General features: G+C 61.1%; 11 protein-coding genes. 4 read left to right on the top strand and 7 right to left on the bottom strand.

The genetic code is table 11. The features are described 5' to 3' along the window. Positions 1–8 precede the first annotated feature (8 nt). On the top strand, positions 9–1,619 hold the full coding sequence (locus ACWICV_RS11540; RefSeq protein ID WP_332727326.1) for a dolichyl-phosphate-mannose--protein mannosyltransferase: 1,611 nt from the start codon (positions 9–11) through the stop codon (positions 1,617–1,619). 78 nt (positions 1,620–1,697) lie between these two features. Next, on the top strand, positions 1,698–3,539 hold the full coding sequence (locus tag ACWICV_RS11535) for an AMP-dependent synthetase/ligase (protein ID WP_332498487.1): 1,842 nt from the start codon (positions 1,698–1,700) through the stop codon (positions 3,537–3,539). 72 nt (positions 3,540–3,611) lie between these two features. Here the strand turns inward: ACWICV_RS11535 and ACWICV_RS11530 are convergent, their stop codons facing one another. Continuing rightward, on the bottom strand, positions 3,612–5,048 hold the full coding sequence (locus ACWICV_RS11530) for a TIGR01906 family membrane protein (RefSeq protein ID WP_454091045.1): 1,437 nt from the start codon (positions 5,046–5,048) through the stop codon (positions 3,612–3,614). 284 nt (positions 5,049–5,332) lie between these two features. Further along, on the bottom strand, positions 5,333–5,734 hold the full coding sequence (locus ACWICV_RS11525; protein WP_208294212.1) for a DUF3499 domain-containing protein: 402 nt from the start codon (positions 5,732–5,734) through the stop codon (positions 5,333–5,335). A gap of 91 nt (positions 5,735–5,825) precedes the next feature. Here ACWICV_RS11525 and ACWICV_RS11520 point away from each other — a divergent pair, with 91 nt between their 5' ends. After that, positions 5,826–6,284, top strand: a complete 459-nt coding sequence (locus ACWICV_RS11520) for a metallopeptidase family protein (protein WP_105657471.1) — start codon at positions 5,826–5,828, stop codon at positions 6,282–6,284. An 11-nt stretch (positions 6,285–6,295) separates the two neighbouring features. On the opposite strand, the gene ACWICV_RS11515 is transcribed toward ACWICV_RS11520, so the two are convergent. The 4 genes from ACWICV_RS11515 to ACWICV_RS11500 are packed head-to-tail and all read right to left on the bottom strand — an operon-like array spanning position 6,296 to position 13,867. Beyond that, a complete protein-coding gene (locus ACWICV_RS11515; protein WP_332498485.1) occupies positions 6,296–7,225 on the bottom strand; it encodes a COX15/CtaA family protein in 930 nt (309 codons plus the stop codon). Between the two features lie 26 nt (positions 7,226–7,251). Next, positions 7,252–9,873, bottom strand: coding sequence for a DUF5719 family protein (locus tag ACWICV_RS11510; RefSeq protein ID WP_454091044.1), 2,622 nt, complete (start codon positions 9,871–9,873; stop codon positions 7,252–7,254). Further along, on the bottom strand, positions 9,873–13,331 hold the full coding sequence (locus tag ACWICV_RS11505; protein ID WP_454091149.1) for a glycosyltransferase family 2 protein: 3,459 nt from the start codon (positions 13,329–13,331) through the stop codon (positions 9,873–9,875). Before ACWICV_RS11505 ends, ACWICV_RS11510 begins: the two co-directional genes overlap by 1 nt. Before the next feature lie 11 nt (positions 13,332–13,342). Continuing rightward, complete coding sequence (locus ACWICV_RS11500; protein WP_400342891.1) at positions 13,343–13,867, bottom strand: WhiB family transcriptional regulator; 525 nt, start codon at positions 13,865–13,867, stop codon at positions 13,343–13,345. Between the two features lie 288 nt (positions 13,868–14,155). Between ACWICV_RS11500 and ACWICV_RS11495 the strand changes: the two genes are divergently transcribed. Beyond that, positions 14,156–14,884, top strand: a complete 729-nt coding sequence (locus ACWICV_RS11495; protein WP_454091043.1) for a TIGR03089 family protein — start codon at positions 14,156–14,158, stop codon at positions 14,882–14,884. Here ACWICV_RS11495 and ACWICV_RS11490 read toward each other — a convergent pair. Continuing rightward, the gene (locus ACWICV_RS11490; protein ID WP_105657466.1) at positions 14,881–15,450 is read right to left on the bottom strand and encodes a GtrA family protein; all 570 of its coding nucleotides are present in this window, start codon (positions 15,448–15,450) and stop codon (positions 14,881–14,883) included. The genes ACWICV_RS11495 and ACWICV_RS11490 overlap by 4 nt on opposite strands. Positions 15,451–15,464 lie beyond the last annotated feature (14 nt).

Genomic DNA, 15,464 nt, shown 5'->3' with positions numbered 1-15,464 from the left:
AATTGGTGATGGGCACCTCGGTTTTAGACACTCCGGACTCCGGCCACGTACGCTCGGCGCGACAGGCCTTCACTTTCGAGAGCCTGAAACAGCGGCTCCTGCCTGTGGTGGCTCCCAGCGGCCCGCTGATGTGGATCATTCCGCTGGTCGTGACACTGATTGCCGGCCTCTTGCGCTTCGTCAACCTGGCGCACCCGCACTTGCTGATCTTTGATGAAACCTATTACGTCAAGGACGCTTTCGCGATGCTGCAAAGCGGATACGAGCGCGAATGGGCTGACGACAGCGACGGGAAGTTCATCGCAGGCGACCCGCAGCTGGAAGCTGAAGCTTCCTTTGTCGTCCATCCGCCGCTGGGCAAGTGGATGATCGGCGTGGGCATGCTCCTCTTCGGTGATTTCAATGGCTTCGGCTGGCGTTTTTCCACAGCGCTGGTCGGCACCCTCTCGGTCCTGCTAGTCACCCTGTGCGCCCGCTTGCTCTTCGGTTCCCACGTCCTTGCCGGCATCGCCGGTTTGCTCATGGCCATCGACGGCCATTCCATAGTCATGTCGCGCACCGCGTTGCTGGACATCTTCTTGATGTTCTTTGTGCTTGCCGCGTTTTATGCCCTGCTCAAAGACCGGATACACGGCAGAACCGTGCTTGCCCGGAAGCTTTCAGTACCCGAGGGTAACCGGCCAGATGACTTCCTGCTCGTTCATGGCCCCATGCTCTGGTGGCGCCCATGGCGGCTGATCGCAGCGATCATGCTCGGTGGCGCAGTTGGCATTAAATGGTCGGCGCTGTCCTTCGTAGCTGTATTCTGCCTCATGGCGGTGCTTTGGGACTTTGGTGCGCGGCGCACCGCAGGAGTTCACAAGTGGCAGTCGGCGGCATTTATCCGCGACGGAATCTATTCCTTCTTCACCATGCTGCCGCTGGTGCTGCTGACCTATTTGTCCACGTGGACCGGGTGGCTGATCACCCAGGGCGGCCGATACCGTCATTGGGCCGAGGAGAATCCCGGCGAAGGCATTAGCTGGCTGCCCTCGCCGTTGCGTTCCTTGTGGCATTATCACCAGGCTGGCTACGAATTCCATACCGGGCTCGACTCCGAGCATGGCTGGCAATCCTCGCCGTGGACGTGGCCCTTCGCCGGACGTCCAGTGCTGTTCTACTTCGAAGGCTACGACAAGGGAGCCAACGGCTGCGGGCTGGAGCGTTGCACCGAGGTCATTACCGACCTGCCTAACCCGTTGATGTGGTGGGCCTGCACCATCAGCATGTTCTTGCTGATTCTGTGGTGGATTGGCGCCCGTGATTGGCGCGCCGGAGCGATCCTCTCATCGGTGGCGGCCGGGTTTCTGCCGTGGCTGATGTACCCAGAACGCACAATGTTCTTCTTCTACACCCTGCCACTGGTTCCGTTCATGGTGCTCGCGTTGACGTATATGATTGGCAGGTTCATTCCACGCGACCCTAATTCCAGTGCCGCGCACCGATCACGCATCATCGTACTCACCATATTCATGGCGCTATTCCTAGTCACGTCGGCCTTTTTCTGGCCGATATGGAGTGGGGAAATGATCGCGGATGACTACTGGCGCTTGCACGTGTGGCTCCCCAGCTGGGGCTAGGCCGCCCGTGGCTTGGCCACCTGTTTCCATGAAATAGGCCACTAAGACGACCATCAAATTCCAAAGGACAATTCTTCAATGCAAGAAGTAACCGTCGAGCTACTCACTGATCTAGCACCAGAAGTAAACACGACGAGCCTACTCCTTGATCGCGTAGCACGCGGGGCGCAACGACCACTGTTCAGCGTGCAGCGCGACGGCACCTGGCATGATCTCAGTGCCGGTGATTTCCTCATTGATGTCAAGCGCCTGGCAATGGCGCTGATCAATGATGGGCTGCAGCCCGGTGACAAGGTCGCCATTATTTCCCGTACCCGCTATGAATGGGCTTTGGCCGAGGAAGCGGTGTGGTTCGCCGGAGGCGTGACGGTCCCCATCTACGAAACCTCCAGCGCCTTCCAGATCGAATGGATCCTGCGCGACTCCGGTGCGCGCGTGGTTTTCGCCGAAAACCACGAGCTGCGCGCCAACGTCCGCCAGGCGGCGGCTCAGCTGGGCGAACCGGTACGCACACACATCTTTGAAGGCTCCGACACGGCGGACAAGACGCTTATTCCCTCCGCTGGCCTGCATCAGCTGATGGTTCCTGCCAACCAAGTCGATGAGCAGCTGGTCGAATCCCGCCGTGCTTCCATGACCCTCCAGGACGTGGCCACGATGGTCTACACCTCGGGTACCACCGGGCGTCCCAAGGGCTGCAACATGACCCACTCGAACTTTGCCATGGTGGCGCATAATCTGGCCGGCCATATGCTCGAAGTGCTCGGTGAAGAGCGCCGAACGCTGATGTTCCTGCCGCTGGCCCACGTATTGGCTCGTGCCGTCCAGCAGACCTGCATCCACGGCGGATCGGTGATTGCGCATTCCAGTTCCATGGCCAATCTGGTCGAGGACATGTCCGCGGTCAAGCCCGGCTTCCTGCTGGCCGTGCCGCGCGTCTTCGAGAAAATTCGCACCACCGCTTTGGCCACAGCCGAACGTGGCGGCAAGGCCGAGCTGTTCCTCAAGGCAGAACAGGCAGCCATCGAGGTTTCCAAGATCCGTGATGCGCGTGCGCGTGGCCTCAAGACTCGCATGCCCTTGGGCCTGCGTGCCCGCCACACCTTGTTCAGCAAGGTCCTCTACCCGAAGTTGCAGGCCGTCTTTGGCGGCCACTGCGGTTATGCGATTTCCGGAGCCAGTGCATTGAACCCGGACTTGGCGCATTTCTTCCGCGGCGCTGGCATTGAACTGCTCGAAGGCTACGGCCTGACCGAAACCACCGCCCCAGCCACCGTGAATCAAGCATCACGAATCCGCGTGGGCACCGTGGGTCGTCCGCTTCCCGGCACCTCCATCAGGATCGCCGATGACGGTGAAATCCTGGTCAAGGGCATTGGGGTTTTCGCGAGTTATCACAACAATCCTGCCGCCACGGCTGAAGTCTTCGATGAAGACGGCTATTTCAAGACTGGTGATACCGGTGTCCTGGATGATGGAGGATTCCTCCAGGTCACTGGCCGCAAGAAGGAACTGATCGTCACCGCCGGCGGCAAGAACGTCTCCCCTGGCCCGTTGGAAGAGATGGTCCGCGCCGGACGCATCGTCTCCCAGTGCGTACTGGCTGGCGAACAGCGCCCATTCATTACGGCCATGATGACCCTGGATCCCGAAGAACTGGTGCTGTGGGCCAAGGCCAAGGGGCTTGAATCCATGACCCTGGCTGAGGCGGCGATCAACCCAGCAGTGATCGCCGAAATCCAGAGCTACGTGGATACCGCTAACTTGACCGTTTCCAAGGCTGAGTCCATTCGCAAGTTTGTGGTCCTGCAAGAGGAATTCACCGAAGCTTCCGGGCACCTGACCAACTCGTTGAAGCTCAAGCGCCAGAGCGTTCTCGAAGAATTCGAAGGCCGCGTGGAAGCCCTCTACCGCCAGTAATTCCCACTGGGTAAAGCAATGGGGAGCAGTTCGCCATGAACTGCTCCCCCAGTGCTTTAAGCCTTGTGCCAGCTAGTTGCCAATGCCGAACGCACGGGCCTCCTGGCGCAGCCGGGCCGCCTCACGGCGGCGGCCGGTTGGCCAGCAACTGATCAATACAGCGACGATCGTGGCCAGCACCAGCACGGCGATGCCGATGGCGCTATCGAGCCAGTACTGCTCTGGGTACAGGCGGATCAGCGTATCGCTGACGTTGAAGGTCCAGGTGCCGTCGGAGAAGAAGAGGGCATGGAACTGGGTGAAGAAATTGTCCCATCCCACAATCGCGGAGACGGCAAGCGCAGCAATGCCCGCCAAGGCCAAGATCGCTCCCGAGAACAATGCACGCCGTACGCCGCCTGCATAGCGCTTGGCGAGGTACCAAACACCGATGATCAAGATGACCGCTAGAACAGCTCCGAGGATATAGGCGAACCCGATGAGGTTCTTCACGTCCACCATGTGCTGGACCTCCCCTTCGGTGAACATGCTTGAACCGGTGGAAAGCTTCAGGCCGGCCAAGTATTCGGGGCCGGCAAAGTTGTTCAGGTAATCCACACCGTAGCTGCCGTAGGTCAGGCGTTCAGAATCGGTGAAACCAAAGGAATCGCTTGGGAATCCAGGGCGGCCGTAGGACAGTGCCAGGAAAGCCGGCGTGGCAACCAAACGGATGGCAGCGATCAAGGTCAGCAACGGGAAGACCAGAGCCACGATCACCTGGGCAGTACGGCCCAGGGCCGGCTTCGAGTTCAGTGCCCGTTCGCGCGCAACCCGGCGCTTCACGGCCGCTTCGGAAGGTTCCGGTTCTGGCGCGTAGCTGCCAAAGACTCGGTTACGTGCTTGGGCAACGGCAGCCTTTGTTGTTGGCAGGGATCCGGTCTTCGGAGCAGCAGACACCGGTGGCACGCTTTGCGCGGTGGTTGCCTTCTCGCTGGCTTGCGGCTCAGCGGACTTTCCAGCACCGGCGGCGGCTTCGCTTTGCACCTGCTTCTCAGCTTCGATTTCGTGCGGCAGCTTGATGGCGCGAATGACATCTTCTACTGGCTCTTTAGCGGCCGGCTTCGCAGCGGGCGCCTTGGCGGCAGGCTTCGCGGCCGCAGGTTTGGCCGCAACTGGCTTGGCGGCTGCCTGCTTGGACGCCGCGGGCCTGCCGGGCGCTGGCTTGACCGGCTGCTTGGTTGCCGGGGCTTTGGCCGCAGCAGGCTTGGCCTCAGCTGACTTGGCCGCAGGTGTCGCGGCAGGCTTGTCTGCCGCTGGCTTCACGGGGGCAGGCTGCGCCTTGGCTGCAGGAGCTGCAGTTGGGTTCTTGGTCTCGGCGTCGGTTTTGCCGGACATCGCGCGGCGGATGGCCTCTTTGCGGGCTTCTTCCTTTTGGGCAGCGGCGTTTGCCTGGGCCTGGTTCTTGTGCTTTTCCAGGCGCGCAGTAAGCTCTTCAGCTTTTTGGCTCAGGCTGGTCTGTGGGCCTGGCATGTTGCCAGTGGCAGCCGGTGCCGGCTGGCCCGTAGTTCCTTGCCCTCCAGTGGGGTTTTTCGCCGCCTCAGCCATGAGGAGTCCTCCTGCAATTCGCGCGATGGTGTGCTGTTTTGGGGTTGCTTCACGGGCCGAGTACGGCCCATGCGCCTTTAGCATATCCAGCGAGTCGAGTCATCTGACGGATTACCACACCACAATTGGATTTCAGCTAGGACACAAAGAGGCGCTGCAGATGCCGCCAAAGTGCCGATGCAGGTTCAAGAATTCTTCGAGAAGAAGGTCTAGGCTTCTTCGTCGCCAGCTGGGAGCACAGCCAAGCGGACGCGAGTGTCAAAGCGCTGTGCACGGATATCGCGGGGACGGACTGAATCAATGGGCGAATCCGATGCGTGGCGAGGTTCGCGAACCTTTGGTTCTCGATCGCGGACGGCATTCACCAACGCGTTCAGCTCATCTTCTGGTTCAAGCACATCCGGGATGGCGCCACGGATCAGGCTCCACCCGCTGGGAACTGTCAGACGGTTCGCATGGCGGGCGCACAGGTCATAGCAGTGCGGTTCCGGGTACGTCGCCAAAGGCCCAAGAACAGCAGTTGAATCTGCGTATACGTAGGTAAGAGTAGCGCGGGCCGTTTCACGGCAGGCTGGGCGAGAACAAAGACGAAGACCTTCCACGTTTGCCATTCTACTCGGCTGGTCAGCACATCCTTGGGATCTTCGCCCAATTGCGGGCTGATGGGCACCGGCACAGTGTCGCAAGCGCTAGGCTGAGTTAATGAACTCCAAGTTGCCTGATCCGCCAAGCGGTTCCCGTCGCCACCGCCACGGACGCGGGCGGCGTGGCCCGCTGATGCCCATGCATCTTCCTGCTTACCGTTCACGGCCGGAACGATTTGATGATGCCGTGATGGCCAGTGCGCAAAGGCTCTCGGAACGCTGGCCCGGAGAAATTGAAAAGATCGATTTCCTGATTGATCCGGTGCCCAGTGACAAGCTGCTGGAACAGGCTGCTGCACTGGGCGAGCGGGTGCCGCTTGCATCATCAAAATCAGCTTCGGCTAGCCGCCCAGCGCGCATCATCATTTATCGCTTGCCCATTGAGCAGATTGCGGAAAACACCGGCGAACTCTTGGATCTGGTCCATCAGTGCGTGGTGCACGAGGTCGCGCAGCTTTGGATGAAACCCATCTCGGAAGTGGACCCCGCATATTTCCCTGAGGATCCGGACTACTAGGGCCATCTTCTCTAGCTGGCCTGGATCCGGCTTTCACGTCCCGGCGCATCGGAGGCCAGGCCAACGCGCACGGCACCGATCCATACCAGCGCAGCACCAACCAGGTGGGCGACCACAAGCAGCTCTGGCAGGCTGGTCATGGCCTGGATCGCTCCGAGCAGCCCCTGTCCGGCCAATACCCAGAGGTAGAGCTTGGCTTTGTGCGCCACGTCCGGTACTTGTTCTTTTCTTGCTTGACGCCACATCACCAAAGCAACAACCAGTGCGCCCACGGCTGCTGCGGCATGCACGAGAGTGATCTGCAGCCAGTCGAAGCCCATCCGCGGGACCTCGGCCGAGTCTCCGGCATGCGGACCTGAGCCGGTCACCCCGGTGCCAATGATGACGAGCAGGGCGCTGAGAACAACTAACCAGGTTCCCAGCGACTTCAGCGAATCCGTACTGGCTTTTGAGCCGGCGTTTCCCAGATTCTGCACCTTGTCCCAGGTGGCCGCAGCGGCAGTGAGCAGCAAGGTCGCAGCCAGGAAATGGGCGGCAACTACGTAGGGGTTCAGTTTCACCCAGACGGTGATCCCGCCAATGACCGCATTGAGCACAACAAGCCAGAACTGGAACCACGCCCATCGGGTGATGCCCGGAACTGGTTCGCGTTGCAGTCGGGCGGCAATGATGACCCAACCAACCGCTGCGCACAGGACAAAGGTGAGTAGCCGATTGACGAACTCGATGGTCGCGTGAATCCCCATTTCAGCGGTTGGCGCGATGGAGCCGCCGGTGCAGGTTGGCCAGTCGGGGCAGCCTAGTCCTGACCCGGTGACTCGAACGACACCGCCGCCGACAATAATCAGAATCGCTGCGATCATTGCCGATAGCGAAGCTGCCTTGAGCGAACTACGTTCCAGCGTGATTCGCTCAGCCAGCCATGCGAAAGGGGTCTTCAATTATCCAGTTCCTTAATGGCGGATTCCTAGCCGCCGATGTTCACCACAATGCCGTCGCGTCCGGCATTCGCCTGTGGCATGGCAGCCCAAGCGATGGAACGTTCGGAACCGAGCACCAGCTGGGCCAGGTAAGCGTTGGCATCTGTCGAGAAGATGACTGCTTGGGCATCTTCGGAGACAGATTTCGGATCAAAGACAACATTCTGCCCGGCCTTGATCTGGAGTTTCTTCGGTTCCTCCAGCTTGCCGTCCTTATTAACCACCACTGCTTCCACCGCTGAGTCTGCAGCTACGGCGGCGATGGCGAATTTCCCAGTGCCATTAGCCGACAGCGGCATGGCCTGCGTACCGGCTAGCGCGTTGGAGCTCACCGCCCAGGCAGTGTCCGAGGAGTCCTTCGGGTCCGCACCGCGAACCATCTTCACCGCTGCGGTGACCGGAGCATCGGACTCGACAACTACCGTGTAATAGCCACCAGCCAGCTGGGTCAGATCCACAATCTTCGTCGCGTCGGAGTCGACGGCGAGGTTATCGTCGAAGCTGGCGGCGACTTCGCCGTCTTCGCCCAGGACCTTCACCTTGAATCCAGCGCCCGAGGAGCCTGTTGCCGCAACGTGCAGCTGTGGAACCAACGACTTGTTGTCCTTGCTGAGCTTGGAAATATTCTCCTTGCTCTCGATCCACACTCCCGGAATCACCTGGCTATTGGAAGCCGTCGCGTTGGCGCTGACCAGTTCAACACCCGACGGGGTCAAACCGCGCAGGGCGGCCTGTTGGACCGATGCAGTGATTTTTCCGCCAACACTCGTGATTTCAGCCGAAACAGAATTCAGGTTCTGCGCGTAGCCGCCGAGCACGATGGCCCGGCTCTCCCCCGCTGCCAGGACAATGTTCTGCAGCGTCGAGGTGTCGATCAAGCCGTCTGGACCTCGAAGCCGCAGGGATACCTGGGCAGTGGTATGCGTTGGGTTGGCCAAATGCATCACGCTGGTGGATCCGGTACTTGTCTGCAGGCCGGTGAATCGCCAGTTGGACGCCGGGGCCTGGCACGTTGCGGCAGCAAGCCCTGCCAGGTCGCCATCCTTGGCTTGGTAGCTGCGCACGGCGCTGCCCTTCGAAGCGAGTTCGCCCAGTGGCTGCAAGGTGTAGACCTGGGCGTCATCGATATCGTTGGCAGTTGAAACCTTGCTGGCGCGGCCGGTCAGGCCCGCATCATCAGCGCCACGGGCCTCGGCAGCTTCATCCTCAGCGATGCGTCCAGTCAGCTCATGCGCGCCGCTGCCATCGAGCTTGGTGAAGGAGGAGCCCGGAATGCGCTTGGCCAGATCCGAAACGGCAATGCTGCGCAGGTTGCTGGAAATGTCCTTGGCACCTGGCGCAAACTGCGCATCGGTGCCTTCCACGCCCTTGAGCAGCTGCGGGGTTGCCGAGCAAACGCTGCTGGAGTCACCTGCGGGCAGGTTCGTCACGGCAGCTGGCAACGACTTTTCGGCCGGTGCCGGGGCAAAAATTGATCCGGCACCCACTGCAGCGCCGGCAGCCGCAACGGCAACCAGGCTGAGCAGAACCGCTCCGGTCTTCTTGCGCGTCGGCGCGGCTGCCGCATCCTTGGAGGCCGCGGCGCGGGCCTTGTCCAGCTTCTGGCGACGCTTCGAGACGTTGCCGTCAGCCGATTCCGCCTGCGGCCCGGCTGCAGGCGCAGCCAGCGCACTGGCAGCGGCAAGTTCTTCCTTCGCGGCGTTCCGCGCACGAACCTTCTCCAGCCGATGGCGGCGCTTGGCAGCCTTCGGATCTTCCGGTTCTGATGCCTTTGCGGCTTCTTCTCCAGGCTTCGGGCCGGCCGGCTGGTTCTTCTCAGCCTTGGTGGAACCAGCGCCCGCTGCGGCACCAGTGGCTGCCACGCCTGCAACTTGCGCAGCTGCGCCTTGCTGCCCCGAGGAGTCCCCGGCATCGTTCTGCTTCCCGGAAGCCCTAGCCGCTTCTGCGGCCGGCGGCTTGACTGGTTCGGGAACAACTACAGGGTCTTGGGCTGCAGGCTTCTTCGGTCCAGCGTCCTGGGCGGCACCAGGCCCCGTCTTGCTTCCAGCCGCGGCTGGGCCGGCGTTCTTGACAGGCTCGGCGCCCTGGGAGTGTTCCGGCTGCGCAGCTGCATCAGTGGTGCCCGCGGCGGCTGCATCAGTTGCAGGCAGTTTGGCGTGCGCAGCCTCGGGCTGCTCCGATCCGGCTTGAACGGAGTCCGGCTTGGGAGCCGGCTTCTGTTCCGCCGGTTCGCCTTGAGCCTTCGCCTGGGCAGCCTGCGCGGTGGGCACCGTTTCCTTGGCGTCCTTGTTCCCTGACTTCGCCTCAGGCTGCGGCTTTGCCTTTGGTTCTTCCCGCTGAGCGGCCTTGGCTTCAGCCTTCGCCGCTTTCTCGGCGTTCTTCGCTTCGGCCTTGGACCGGGCCTGGGCTTCCTTGGCGCGGGCCTTGTCCAATTTGGCATCGACCTTGGCCCGGGCCTTGGCAGCCTTTGTCTCAGCACGCGATAGTGTCGCCGACACTGGGGTGGTGTCCTTGGCTTCTGGTTGCGCGGAGGCCGGTTTCGGGGCCGGGGTCTGTTCAGTTGGCTTGTCAGCAGAATCCGCTGAGTTCACGTTCTTCTCGTCGCTCACTACTTCTTCTCCTGCTCGGCATCGGCGTCCGAAATCCGGTCGCTGAGCTTCGGGGTCAAGTTCTCACGCATCTCGCTGGCGCGTTCGCGTGCCTCGCGTCGGCTCAGTGGCATGGTGCCGGTAGCCGGGCTCTGGACTTCGGCGGCCGCCAAAACGGCCGAGCCGTCGGCGAGTTCTTCATTTTCGTCGCGTGGTTCACGGAAGCGGTATTCGTTGTTGCGGTAGTTGGCGAATCGCCGCGAGCTTGGCACCGGAATGGCCAAGAGGACGGTAATCAGCAGAACTATCGCGCTGAGCACCAGAACCGGTATGGCCGTGGAGTCCTTGTGCGACAACGTCAGCTTGCCGCCCTCGGCAGGAAGCTCGTAAGCCTGGGCCCATCGAGTTTCCGAATCCTCGGGATAGGACACCGAACGCAGGGATTCGCCATCAACGCTGGCCCGCAGCTTCGGATCAGACGCTGTTGCAAGGACCAGGGTCCGCTTGGCATCAGAAGCCGGAATTTCCAGATTGGCGATCTTGCCACGCTGGGTCGGCAATACGCTCACGTCACCGTTTTCAGCGACAACGCGGGCAAATCCAGCGCCCTGATTCTCTTCATTGGCTTCAAAATCCACTCGCCACAACCAGCCGCTGTCGGTCTGGCCGACCGATGCCAGCCCAGTTGCCGCATCCAGGATGCGCACGGTCGCTGGGACAGATTCACCAGTCTCGTTGAGCACGACAAAGCCCACGCCCAAGTCGCGCAGCGATTCGCGCGAATCCAATGCAGACTCGGAGAGCAGCATCGCTACTGCTTTGCTCTGAACCTGCGCGGTGGCAGAAGCTTCATTGCGTTCAGGATCCAGCAGCGGTCCGGTTAGCTGCTTGATCTGCGAGTAGCGGCTGATGCTGTCCAGGGTTTCGCCGGAGCCCGAAACCAACTGGCTGTCGATTTCACCGGAGGAACGCGGGCTGAGCACCAAGGTGCGCTTCTGGAATTCGGAGCGTCCCGCATCGGCTGCCGTGGCAGGCAGGGTGCGAGGCTGGGAGCTGTGCACCTGCTGAGCCGAATTCAGGGAAGTCAGCGTTTCGGACTCCGCGGCAGGATTCAGCTGGGCACCAAGCAGCACGGCGCCGGAAGCGAGAACCGCGATCACGCTGAATGCGGCCATCAGGCTCATCGCCGGACGAGAACCCTGCGTCCGCATCGAGCGCGGCTGATCTTCATGGCGCAGGGCAGCTAGCGCGTTGGCGGCAGCTGCAAGCAATGCAAACATGGCAAAGGAGACGAACGGACCGGTGTAGGCGCTCACCGCGGTGTGCGAGTCCAAGGTGAACGGGACAAAACCTACGGCCCATCCCGCTGCCAGCGACAGGACTGCGCCCCACAGCAGGCGGCGGGAGTTCCGGCGCATGCTGGAACTGTGGCTGAGCGAAGAACTCAAGGTCCCGAAAACAGCCAGCAAGATGATTGGAGCCCCGACCAGCAGTGCGGCGACCAAAGCCCACGGACCGGCGGGCAGGAAGTCCCAACCCACCAGCGAGGCGTTGGCGTCGAAGGATTCCGGGAAGCCCAGCAGCATCTGCCATGGGGCAGCTGGCGAGAACGCGCGCGCCGCGCCGGGCTCGGTGAACAGCAGCCGCAGATCGCCTAGGCCGGCAAACAGCAGCGGAAGATTCCACACGATTGCAGGCAGCGGGATCCACCACAGGCTGCGTGCGCGGCGCACCGAGAAGATGGCCAAAACGTAAATCAGGATGCTGGCGGTCAGGAAGAATGAAACGGAACCGGCGGAGATCACCCAGAGCAGCAAGGCGGCGCTAGCCGAAGCGGTCCATGCGGATACGGATTGCTGCTTCGGGTTCTTGGGCTTCGCGCCTTCGATGGCCACATGGGCATTCATGGCACGGATAATTGCCAGGAAGAACAGCGGCAGCAAGATGTGGATCAATACTGAGCCGACTCGTCCCGAGGCCAGCGAAGAGACCAGCGAAGGCAATAGGGCCCAGATCAATGCGGCGAAGAACCGGACAGCACGCGAACGGCTCACCGCGCCAATGCCCCACCACGCGGTCAAGGCGGCCAACGGCATCGCGGCGAAGAAGAGATAGATCGAAGCTTCGTTGGCATGGTTGAAAGTCACCAGCGAGAAAAGCCAGAACAGCACATCGGAGTTATCCGGCGGAGCGCTCAATCCGGTGGTGATGTTCTGCCACCACGATAGGGCGTTGGCGCCGATTTCCTGGTTGCTGTTGGACAGCGGGCGCAGCGCGCCGCCGGACAAAGCAGTGGATCCAAGCAGGCTGCGCCAAGCAACCAGCGAAGCGGCCCCGGAGAGCAAGAGCGCCAGAATCAGCGAGAGTACCGCGGTGGTGCGCGGCGGACGGGCGATTCGCACGAAGTCGGAGAAGTTGTCACCGCTAGGTTCAACCATCGCGTCGGCGCCACTGCCATCCCCGTAGACCTCGCCATCGGCACGCCCGGTATTCACATTGCGGCGGTATTCGCGCACCTGTGCGCCGGAGACCATCAGCTTGCGGACCTGGCGGCGTGGAATTTCGCGGATCTGGGCGACGTTGCGACGTGAAGCGGCCAGCTTGCCCGGGGAGAACAGTCCGCGCAGGACCGAAGCCAGGTGGCTGAAGCCATGGCCCGGGTCCTTGGCCAGCAATGCTACGAGGAAGTGGCCGATGCCGCCGAGCAGCAATCCAATCCACAAAAACGGCAGTTCCAAAGGCGAAGCGAACTTCAAGCGCTGGAAGACTTCCGAGCGCTTGGCTTCGCGCGGGCCTGCCAGCGAGTCGACAACCTCGACTTGGTGGTACATCTTGGCACTTGGCACCACGACCACGCGGTGACCGGCCAGGCGGTTGCGCCAGCATAGGTCCACGTCGTCGCCACGGCCCGGAATTGCCGGGTCGAATCCGCCCAGCTGCTCAAAGACCTCGCGCCGGATAAACATGCCGGCCGAGGACACGGCGAAGTAATCGCTTCGTCCGTCGTACTGCCCCTGGTCGACTTCGTCGATATCGATCATGGTCAGGCGCTGGGCCTTGCGGTCCACGCTCAACCCCACCTCGACCAGATGGCGCGGGTTATCGATGTCCAGCAGCTTGCAACCGGCAATGGATACCGATTCGGAGGCCTCAACGGTCCGAGTCAGCTGTTCCAGCGCGTCGGGAGCAGGCATGGAGTCATCATGGATAATCCATAGCCATTCATCACGGTCCAAACGCGCTTCGGGCAGTTGCGACACCGCTACTTCCAGCGACAGCCCCAAGGATCCTTCATCGGCGACCAGCAAGGCGGAGTTGGAAGGCAAGTTCGCCCGCAGGACCTCTAGCGATGCGTCAGAGGACGAAGCGTCAACTCCGACGAAGCGTTCGATAGGCCGGGACTGGTTTCGCAGTGCGGCCAAAGTGCGTGGTAAAAAGTCAGCGCCATCGTGCGAAGCAACGATGGCGGTGACGTGAATTGGCGGACGAATTAGATTGCTCGTTTCCGTAGACGGCGACGTTCGCGCTCTGAGAGCCCTCCCCAGATTCCGAAGCGCTCGTCATTGCTCAAGGCATATTCTAGACATTCCGAACGGACAACACATGCGCCGCAGACGCGTTTCGCGTCGCGAGTCGATCCGCCCTTTTCAGGGAAGAACGCTTCGGGGTCAGTCTGTGCGCACAGAGCACGGGCCTGCCAGCCCAGCTCGCCCTCGTCAACTTCGCCGCCAACACCAAGCCAAACTGCCTTGATGGTTTCGCGCACTTCGTCATCCTCGTCGAGCTCAGGAGCCCACGAGCCAACCGAGGAGATTTCTTCGGTGTCGGATAACGTGTCGTGCTCTTTCAGGTAGCTGTCGGCCGCGGTCTCCAGATCGGCTGCAACTGCAACCCGTGCGGACTCACCGGCTTGAGGATCGACAAACCAGTCGGATGGTGCGTCCTCCAGCCCGTATTGAGCCGACGCAACAGCCGAGGTCGAAAATTCGGAGTACCCCTGCTCCAGATTCGCCATGGTGATGTTGACCTTTCGATTGGTTTGAGGAGATCGGGCCGTCATTGCTCCCGATCCATCCGGCAGCATTTATTCCATCGAACTAGCGAAAAGTGATGAACCTGCCCGGACTCACCATCTAATTACAGCCGTGTAACTCCGCTAGAGTCAAGCGGGGAGGTCATTCTAAGAAGAGTTCTCAGGAAACTCCCGGCACAACACGCCGTCAAAAGACGCACATGAGGTGGGCGAGTCCCGTCTTGGCTGAATTCTCGGTGAATTCTCAGTAATTAAATTTAAGGACATCCAGTGAGCAATAGCCTACAATCACGAACATTTGTCGAGAATCTTCTCGCGCCGCGACGCAGTTCAGCCTCCCCATGGCTCACCTGGTACTCCGTCGGCGGGGAACGCATCGAGCTGTCCGGACGGGTATTTGACAATTGGGTCGCTAAAAGCGCCAATCTCTTGGGCGAGGTTTTCGACCTCGATGAAGACTCGATCATGGTGCTCGATTTGCCGGCGCATTGGAAGTCCCTGGTCGTGGCCCTGGCCGCGCTGCACCATGGCGCCACGCTGGTCGATGCTGGGCATGATGATGCACAGCAGGCATCGGTGTGGGTGACAGCCCAACCGGATGATGAGCGCATACCCAGCAGCTCTGAAATCCTTGCCGTGAACCCGGCAGCTCTCGCGCTGTCCTTCGGCTCGGATCTCGGCCCTGTCGCAGAAGACTTCAATGCCTCCGTGCGTACCTACGGGGATCAGTTCTATCCCTCGCCAGTAACTGGTGATGCCTCAGCCATCGCAACCAATGGTGACGCCCCGGTCAGCCTTGCTGCGTTATTCGATACCGAAGCTAAGGCGCAAGGAACAATTCTAGTGCGTGCTCAGCAACCCGTGCTCTCCTTGCTGCCCTTCGCCATTGGCCAGTGGGCAGCGGGTGACGGAATTGTGCTAGTAGAAGACGGGATGGAAGTGACCCAGCGCCTGCGCGACGGCGAACGCATTGACTTCGACTACCGACCAGCGGATTAGCGAGCCACCGTCGGTACCGTGCCGGTATCGGCCTGGCCAGCGGAATGCGCTGCGTCAGCGCCGGTATCGGCCTTGTGATTGCCCAGAACTTCGTGGTCGTGGGCGAATTCTTCCTCCGCATCCATCGCGCTGCCGAAGACCCAGAAACGGTAGGCGAAGAAACGGAAGATGGTGCCGAGCACCAAGCCGACTACCGAACCGGCAATGAACACCGAGGTGGGATCGGTCAAGCCCAACCAGTATTTGGTGACCCATACGCAGGCCGCGGCAATGCCCAATCCGATGGCATTCATGATGATGAACATCACGAGTTCGCGCACCACATTGGCCTGGCGGCGGTGGCGGAAGGTCCAGTAGCGGTTGGCCACCCAAGAGAACATCGTCGCGACGACGCCAGCAATGATTTTCGCTTTAACCTGGGAATCGCTCATGGAACCGTGCAGGAGCCAGACGTAGATCCCCGAGTCGATGATGAACGCAACGCCACCGACGACGCCGAACTTCGCCACCTCGCGCCACAGCAACGAGATGAGTCCGGCTATTTTGAGTTTGATGCGCTCGAGCAATTGTCCTCCAGGGA

The sequence above is a fragment of the Glutamicibacter sp. NPDC055354 genome, assembly GCF_053644955.1.
Note: the sequence above shows the minus strand (reverse complement) of the source record. Positions and strands in the feature narration are given on the sequence as shown.

Bases quoted from the DNA above. Each gene is read 5' to 3' on its own strand.
- ACWICV_RS11540 (WP_332727326.1), top strand. From the start codon at position 9: ATGGGCACCTCGGTTTTAGACACTCCGGACTCCGGCCACGTACGCTCG.
- ACWICV_RS11535 (WP_332498487.1), top strand. From the start codon at position 1,698: ATGCAAGAAGTAACCGTCGAGCTACTCACTGATCTAGCACCAGAAGTA.
- ACWICV_RS11520 (WP_105657471.1), top strand. From the start codon at position 5,826: ATGAACTCCAAGTTGCCTGATCCGCCAAGCGGTTCCCGTCGCCACCGC.
- ACWICV_RS11525 (WP_208294212.1), bottom strand. From the start codon at position 5,734: ATGGCAAACGTGGAAGGTCTTCGTCTTTGTTCTCGCCCAGCCTGCCGT.
- ACWICV_RS11530 (WP_454091045.1), bottom strand. From the start codon at position 5,048: ATGCCAGGCCCACAGACCAGCCTGAGCCAAAAAGCTGAAGAGCTTACT.
- ACWICV_RS11500 (WP_400342891.1), bottom strand. From the start codon at position 13,867: ATGGCGAATCTGGAGCAGGGGTACTCCGAATTTTCGACCTCGGCTGTT.